We start from the raw sequence: 8,055 nt of genomic DNA on the forward strand, positions 1-8,055 counted from the left end.
TGAGATGTGGCATAATCAGCAAATATTTAGTGATTTAAAAGAGAGAAAACAAGAGCTTAAATGATTTATTAATTTTTATAATACCATTAAACAGCATAAAGCGATTTCAGGCGAAACGCCTTATGAGTTTTTAAAAGATTATTTTAACCATGGTGTGTAAACAACTCGGCGTTTTCCTACAAATAATGATTGAAACTAAATAACTTATGATGCATTATTTTCAGCTTAATTAATTGAGTTTAAAATTGATATAATTATTAACAATATTCTGGCTTAGGCAAATACAGATTTATTTAATTAGAAATTGGTGTAGGGAGTGTTTGTGAAAATTAAAGAGTACTTAAAAGATAGAAAATTAGTTAAAGAATTATTAATTAGCTATGGAATATTTTTGTTATTTTACATATTTTACATGCGTGCTGATGATTGTGAACAAGCAGGTAGTGCAGGTTTTGTGATGATAGTTGCAATGATTTGTTACTTGTTTTTTTTGATTACCATGTTTATTAAATCTGTCAAAATGATCTTATTTGGTCCTAAAGATAATAAATCAACTTCATTTAAATCGTTAATTATTAAATTTTTATTATTTGTATTTGCCATTATATCGATTATAGGGCTGTACATGTTTTTAGTTTTCATCAATTATTTGACTATGGAAGATTTAGATAATGCCGCCTATTTATTTATTGATACAGATTATTTTCTAGTTGATTTCTTTGTTTTTTTTATTTTGTGGAGTTATATCTTTGTACTTTTTTTTGTCATTTATTTTTTTATTCTTCTTATTATAAAAATAATAAAGCTTTTGGTTACATTTTTATCAGGAAAAATTAACAATAAATAGTAGTAATTAACTTACGGTTATTTACTTTCATTAAGGTATGTAGTAACCAATAGTGACTTGAAAAGCTTTTGCTGATATATTTAATTTTAACCTTTCATGTAAACATGGCGTTAATTATTGATAACGCCATGTTTATTTAAACACCTACTTAACCTCTTGCAACTCACTAGCGCTACATTTAATTGTGATATGCAATCGATCGAATTGATCCATAGAATCGATTTCCCAGCAGCTTCTCATGATTGGGTTGATTTTTTTGATTAATTCTACTTCTTCATAGTTGTAACTGCAGCTAACCCAGCTACCTCCTTCGTCGTAAATGGTGTTTACGCTCCAAGTTGCTTGATGTTGTTTGCCATCAATAATACCGTCTTCGGGTTTTTGTTGGATCTTTTTTGCTGGGTTGTCGGAATAGACGCCAGCACCATCAAGCAATAGTAATTTATCTTTCTTTTCAGAAACCATCCAATCGTTAGGTAGGTTATCAATATTAAGATGAGAAGATTTAATTGTCACTGAGCTTGGGCAAGTTATTTCATCAGCTTGGGCTGAGGATAAAGTACTAACCCAAGCCAAAACGGCAATACTAAGAGTGATTATTTTATATTTCATGGGATAGATCCTGATAAAGTATTGAATGAGTAATTATGCCTATACTATTAATAACGTCAAGCGTGAAAAGGGACATTCTGGTTTTTAGATGTATTGGAACTTATTAGTGGATATTTAATAGTGATAAAAAGTTGTCAGGAAATGTATTGATTTTATTGAAGTTTTTATTTGGCAATTTTTAGCCAAAATAATATCACCTTAAACAAGCCTAATGATCCCAATACCCCAAAATGATAGCACTATTAATTGTTTGCTTTTGTTTAAAAAGAAAATATAAAAAATTCAATAAAATCAATCCCTTTCCTGACGGATTTTTATGAGCCTCAAATAGTTAGTTTAATTGGCTAATTGTTTAAAAAACGCACTTGATTTTTTCTTAAATCGGCGTTTATATATACAGTGATAAGCATTGGGCTTGTCGTTATTTAACTTGGAGGGTCTTAGAATGGTACACAAATTTGCTCCATATGGTAGTGATGTTTCGTCTGGCACTTATAAGTGCGCTGACTGTGGTTATATTTATTCAAACCAAAGTAAGAAATCGTTACCTCCTTGCCCTGATTATAATAAAAAACCACATAGCAAAAATGGTTGGTATATTATGACTGGACAGGGTGACTCAGTTAAAGATCCTCATCCAGATAAAAAATAATTTTACTCATTTAATGCAATTAAAGGCAGCCATTAGGTTGCCTTTTTTGTTTGTAGCGTCTGCCTTGATTTGAGGATACTTGGCATAGTTATGCATTAATATTTTTATGTAACGCCTGTTAAAGTATTGAGATGGTTTGTTTGCTCTAGTTTAGAACAAACAAATAACACGACTTTGAACAAGACCTATAAACCTAATAATATAAAACGATAATAATATCAAAAAGGCTTAATTTTATTTAAAAATAAAATATAAAATTTTTAATAAAATCAATATTTTTTCTGACGATTTTTTTGTGTGTTATCAATGTTGATGTAATAACGATTTTGTTTATAAAATGGGTTATGCGCTAATATTATTTAAATAGTCAGACATTTATTATTGAATTGTTTTATAATGGATGAGGATAATTTATTTTTCGTTTATTTTAGGAAGCATTTCATGTCATTTGACTCTCTTGGTTTAGATACCGAGATTTTAAAAGCAATTCACGAACAGAACTACACAACACCAACTCCCATTCAACAACAAGCTATTCCGGTTATTTTATCAGGCAATGATCTGATGGCCAGTGCGCAAACTGGAACTGGAAAGACGGCTGGCTTTGGTTTGCCGATTTTGCAAAAACTGCTTGACCAACAAGTTCAAAATAACAATAAATCGGGTAACCCAAAAGGTAAACGTCCGTTATATGCCTTGATTTTAGCTCCAACGCGCGAATTGGCTGCTCAAATCGGCGAAAATATCCGCGATTATAGCCGTTATTTACCCATTCGTTCGTTAGTGGTATTTGGTGGCGTGAGTATTAATCCACAAATGATGAAGTTACGTGGTGGTGTTGATATTTTGATTGCAACACCAGGTCGGTTGCTTGATTTAGTACAACAAAATGCGGTGGATCTTGCTACTGTTAAAATGTTGGTATTGGATGAAGCCGATCGTATGTTAGATATGGGCTTTATTCATGATATTCGTCGTGTGATCGCTAAGTTGCCTAAAAAACGTCAAAATTTGATGTTTTCAGCGACTTTTTCAAGCGAGATAAAAGCTTTGGCAGAAACAATTTTACATTCACCAAAATTGATTGAGGTTGCTAAAACCAATAGCGCTTCAGAGCAGATCACACAATATGTGCATCGGGTTGATAAACGTCGTAAGCGTGAGTTACTGTCTTATTTAATTGGTAAAAATCAGTGGCAACAAGTACTAATCTTTACTCGCACTAAATACGGCGCTAATCATTTGGCAGATCAATTAACCAAAGATGGTATTAAGGCTGCTGCAATTCATGGTAATAAAAGCCAAGGAGCTCGCACTAAAGCATTAGCGGATTTTAAAACAGGGCAAATCAGGGCGTTAGTGGCAACTGATATTGCTGCTCGTGGGCTTGATATTGAGTTATTGCCTTATGTTGTTAATTATGAATTACCACAAGTAGCTGAAGATTATGTGCATCGCATCGGTCGAACAGGGCGTGCGCAAAATCAAGGGCAAGCTATTTCGTTAGTTTGTGTTGATGAGCTTCCACAATTAAAAGCGATTGAAAAGCTGATTAAAAAAGCCATCCCAGAACTGATAACGCAAGGGTTTGAAGTCGATCCTAGAATAAAACCAGAGCCTGTTAAAAAATCCTCAGCAAGGCGTTCTTCCCCCAAAAGAGGAAGCTCAACGGCACACCGATCGTTGCAACCAAAACAAAATAATGTGAAATCAGCTAACAGACAGCATTACACAAGAAGTAAATAAACGAATATTTAATAGAAAAAAGAAGGAAATTATTATGGTTAATCGTAGCAGACGTTTACGAAAAAAATTACACATCGACGAGTTTAAAGAGTTAGGTTTTACAGTTAGTTGGTCGTTTGACGAAGGTACAACCGAAGAAACTTTAGATAATATTGTTGATCAATTTATTCTTGAAGCTATTCAACCCAATGGTTTGGCTTATGAGGGTAGTGGTTATTTAAATTGGCAAGGCATTATTTGTACTCAAAAACTTGGCAACTGTACTGATGAACATCGTGACATTGTCACAAAATGGCTTGAAAGTCAGGGTTTAAAAAATGTTAAAACCAGTCCACTTATCGATATTTGGTGGGATGAGTTAGATTTTTAATTTGCTAAGTAATCAATTGAAGTAAACTAGCCACTAACTGATGTGGCTATCTTTATTGGCTGAATTGGTTTTACTGACTGTTATTTAAAAAATGGATAAAGTCTGTCTTAAAGTAATGTAAGACAGTAAAAAGCAATAGCCACTAGAGTGGCTAATTATTCAATCCCTTGGCTACGCAAGTAATCTTCATAATTACCTGTGTAATCAATGACTTTTTCAGGTGTGATTTCAACAATGCGTGTTGCCAATGAACTAACAAATTCACGATCGTGTGAAACAAAAAATAGTGTGCCTTGATAAAGCTCTAATGCCATATTAAGTGATTCAATCGATTCCATATCTAAATGATTGGTTGGTTCATCCATAACAATAATATTGGGGCGCTGCATCATTAATTTACCAAATAACATACGGCCCTTTTCACCACCTGATAGCACTTTGACCTGTTTTTTTATGTCATCTTGCGAAAACAGCAATCGACCCAAAATACTACGTACGGCTTGCTCGTCATCGGTTGGCTGCTTCCATTGGCTCATCCAGTCAAATACGGTAAGGTCTCCGTCAAATTCATATTCATGATCTTGTGCGTAATAACCAATATTGGCGTTTTCAGACCATTTTATGTCGCCTTGTTCTGGTGTTAATTCCCCCATTAGGGTTTTTAATAATGTGGATTTACCAATACCGTTAGTCCCTAAAATAGCGACTTTTTCGCCCACTTCGACCATTAGATTTAAATTTTTAAATAGTGGACCATTATCAAAACCTTTGGTCAGGTTTTCAACAACAAGCGCATTACGGAATAGTTTTTTATCTTGCTCAAAACGAATAAATGGATTTTGACGGCTAGAGGCCTTGACTTCTTCTAATTTGATTTTTTCAATTTGCCTTGCTCGCGATGTTGCTTGTTTTGATTTAGAGGCATTGGCACTAAAGCGGCTAACAAAGGATTGTAGTTCACTAATTTGTGCTTTCTTTTTGGCGTTATCTGCTAATAAGCGCTCTCTTGCTTGGGTTGATGCTGTCATATAATCATCATAGTTACCAGGATAGATGCGAAGCTCGCCATAATCCATATCGGCCATATGCGTGCAGACCATATTTAAAAAATGGCGGTCATGCGAAATGATGATCATGGTACTTTCACGTTGATTTAGGGTGTCTTCTAACCAGCGGATTGTATCAATATCTAAGTTATTGGTTGGTTCATCAAGCAATAATATATCAGGATTTGAAAATAGGGCTTGTGCCAATAATACACGCAGTTTCCAACCGGGGGCAACTTCGCTCATTAAACCATAGTGTTGTTCAATTGGAATACCAACGCCTAATAATAATTCACCTGCGCGTGCTTCGGCGCTATAGCCATCCATTTCGGCGTATTGAGTTTCTAAATCAGCCACTTTAAAGCCGTCTTCTTCGCTCATTTCAGGAAGAGAGTAGATGCGATCACGTTCTTGTTTGATTTGCCATAATTCGGTATGTCCCATAATTACCGTATCAAGTACCGTGAACTCTTCAAAAGCAAATTGGTCTTGGCGTAATTTACCTAGTCTTTCATGCGGATCTAAAGCCACATTGCCAGAGGTTGGGACTAAATCACCACCAATAATTTTCATAAAAGTCGATTTACCACTGCCATTGGCGCCAATTAAACCATAACGATTGCCATTACCAAATTTAACCGAAATATTTTCAAATAATGGCTTACTGCCAAATTGCATTGTGATGTTATTTGTACTTAACACTAGAATTTACTCTCTTTAACATGCGTTCCACTCACAAGTAATAATTAGCCTTTGAGCGAAATCGCGGAAATATGAATTGGCGCACATTATGCCATAATAAAACCTGTTTGAGGATCTTTGATTTGTTGCTGATGTTTATGGTGGTGATTTTAATTTGCTAATTACTTATTTTGCCAAGAGTGTCCCGAAAGAAATTGAAATTTCGGTGATGGCAAATGGCGACGATTTACAACAATCGCTATTAAAAGAATTAGAAGAATCGAAAAAAATATATCATGTTCAAACTGAAAACCAAAAAATTGTTGTCAGCGGTTTAGCAAAATGCTTTTTAAATGTAGTAATGATTCATTTTACGCTAAATGCATTTAAAAATAATCTGGAAGAAATCCAAAAAGAGACCGATCCAATAAAAAAAGCCTTTTTAGCTTATGATATAAGTTCAGGGTTTCTTGCTATTTCAGGTATGGCCGCTGAAGTTGGTGGGCATATTATCAAAATGGCAACAGGTATGACCGCATTTAAAGTGACTAACTTTTTAACGCGTCATCCTTATGGTGAAAGCCGACTAACATCACCAAAATTGAAATTTGCCCATGGTATGAAACAAGTATTTGATGTTACAGAAAAAATGCTAAATTTTGTCAGTAAAGGACTTGGTATATTAGCAATAGTTGACGGCGCGATAGAGATTTTAAAAGGGGGGGATTTACTTTTTAATGAGAACGATGGTATTGCAGGTATTTCCAAAATTGTTGGAGGTTTAACCATAATAGTTGGTGCAGCAATGACATTAAAATTAACGACTTTAATGCTTTCAGCAGAGATGGTACCAATAGTGGGGGTTATTGTTACCGTTGCTGGTGTGATTATTATTTATGTTTCCACGTTATTTGAGCGTAGCAATCTAGAACGTTGGTTTGCTCGTTGTGGTTTTGGTATTGATCATTGCCGTTATGCATTAACTGAAGCAGGTTTGGCTCAAGCACTAAATGATTTTTCTGTGTTGGTATCAGGTTTATCGGTAGAGTTATCTTTAATGGCTCCTGATGAAAATTCAGAATTAATATATAATAGCCCTCAGATTGGAGGTATTCCTTTCTCTATATCTGAAAGTAATACAGACAATTTTGGTTTTTCTCATTTTTCACTTTATCTCAATATGACGATACAGGATTTTAATATAGAAAGTGATAATTTAGATATTGAAATTACTATTATAGATAAATCAAAATCCTCGTTTAAGGCAAAGTTATTTTTGAGCCACAACTGCGCTAAAAAAGAATTTGATATTAAACCATTGGAAAATGGCTTTGGTCCGTTACTGGATTTACCTGCTATAATTTTAACGAATAAAAAAGGTAAATTTCATAAATATCAATCTAATGTTGGGGAAGTAGATAACAGTGATGAAACTTTAAAAAAAGTTACACAATCACTGTCAACACTAATTTTTAGAATAAAATTGGCTGAAATTCGCCAAGAAATAATCCCTAAACTGCTATTTGCAACAAAAATTGTCTATAAAAAACCTGATATTATTAATGGTGATAAAATAGAAAAATCACAACCTATTGAGCAATATTTTGAATTTGAAGGGAAAAATTTGCTAGGCTAATAAAAATCAAACAATAAGGAGTAAACATGCCATCGCGCTATCAACCGCAACTATCAGGCTGGAGTAAAGACCTTAGTAAAACCAGTGGAGCAGGCATTATCAGTGAAGCAAACTATATAGCTTGTGCTAATGATAATTATCTCGAAATTTATCGTTATAGAAAACTGATTGGAGTAAGTTTTATATTGATTTTAATGGTTTTTGCTGATTTTATACTTATTTCTACTTTTTTTCACATTTTATTTGTAAAAAGATATTTATGGGTGATGGGGATTGGAGTATTTTGTATAATTATAATAATAAGTGTCATTATTTATCAGACTCTATTCAATTTTCTTTTTGCCTATTTTGCTCCTTTTAGCAATCCGATTCGCTTTAACCGTAAAACAGGTAAAGTGTATCTTTACGAAGCAGTGGCAAAAAAATGGATGTCAACATTTTGGTTACCATTTAGTGCATTTAAGG

General features: G+C 33.8%; 8 protein-coding genes. 6 read left to right on the top strand and 2 right to left on the bottom strand.

Annotation, left to right across the window (positions count from 1 at the left end; all coding sequences use genetic code 11):
* Positions 1-322: 322 nt before the first annotated feature.
* Positions 323-847 (top strand): hypothetical protein, encoded by a 525-nt coding sequence (locus GQ589_RS04420; RefSeq protein ID WP_160411493.1) that lies wholly within the window; start codon positions 323-325, stop codon positions 845-847.
* 144 nt (positions 848-991) lie between these two features.
* Here the strand turns inward: GQ589_RS04420 and GQ589_RS04425 are convergent, their stop codons facing one another.
* Positions 992-1,459, bottom strand: coding sequence for an STY0301 family protein (locus GQ589_RS04425; protein ID WP_160399841.1), 468 nt, complete (start codon positions 1,457-1,459; stop codon positions 992-994).
* Between the two features lie 445 nt (positions 1,460-1,904).
* Between GQ589_RS04425 and GQ589_RS04430 the strand changes: the two genes are divergently transcribed.
* The 3 genes from GQ589_RS04430 to GQ589_RS04440 all read left to right on the top strand — a co-directional run bounded on the left by GQ589_RS04430 (position 1,905) and on the right by GQ589_RS04440 (position 4,227).
* Positions 1,905-2,111, top strand: a complete 207-nt coding sequence (locus GQ589_RS04430) for a hypothetical protein (RefSeq protein ID WP_160399842.1) — start codon at positions 1,905-1,907, stop codon at positions 2,109-2,111.
* Positions 2,112-2,552: 441 nt separating this feature from the next.
* Positions 2,553-3,857 carry a DEAD/DEAH box helicase gene (locus GQ589_RS04435; protein WP_160424821.1) on the top strand — a complete coding sequence of 435 codons (1,305 nt, stop codon included), beginning with the start codon at positions 2,553-2,555 and terminating at the stop codon, positions 3,855-3,857.
* A gap of 31 nt (positions 3,858-3,888) precedes the next feature.
* A complete protein-coding gene (locus GQ589_RS04440; RefSeq protein ID WP_160399953.1) occupies positions 3,889-4,227 on the top strand; it encodes a YggL family protein in 339 nt (112 codons plus the stop codon).
* 155 nt (positions 4,228-4,382) lie between these two features.
* Here the strand turns inward: GQ589_RS04440 and GQ589_RS04445 are convergent, their stop codons facing one another.
* Positions 4,383-5,975 (bottom strand): ABC-F family ATPase, encoded by a 1,593-nt coding sequence (locus GQ589_RS04445; protein WP_160411496.1) that lies wholly within the window; start codon positions 5,973-5,975, stop codon positions 4,383-4,385.
* 154 nt (positions 5,976-6,129) lie between these two features.
* Here GQ589_RS04445 and GQ589_RS04450 point away from each other — a divergent pair, with 154 nt between their 5' ends.
* Positions 6,130-7,590 carry a hypothetical protein gene (locus GQ589_RS04450; protein ID WP_160424823.1) on the top strand — a complete coding sequence of 487 codons (1,461 nt, stop codon included), beginning with the start codon at positions 6,130-6,132 and terminating at the stop codon, positions 7,588-7,590.
* A gap of 26 nt (positions 7,591-7,616) precedes the next feature.
* Positions 7,617-8,055 (top strand): DUF6708 domain-containing protein (locus GQ589_RS04455; RefSeq protein WP_202115024.1); only part of this gene is annotated, 439 nt, incomplete at its 3' end.

The organism is Gilliamella sp. Pas-s27 (assembly GCF_009795865.1).
In the GTDB taxonomy this organism is placed as follows: Bacteria; Pseudomonadota; Gammaproteobacteria; order Enterobacterales; family Orbaceae; genus Gilliamella.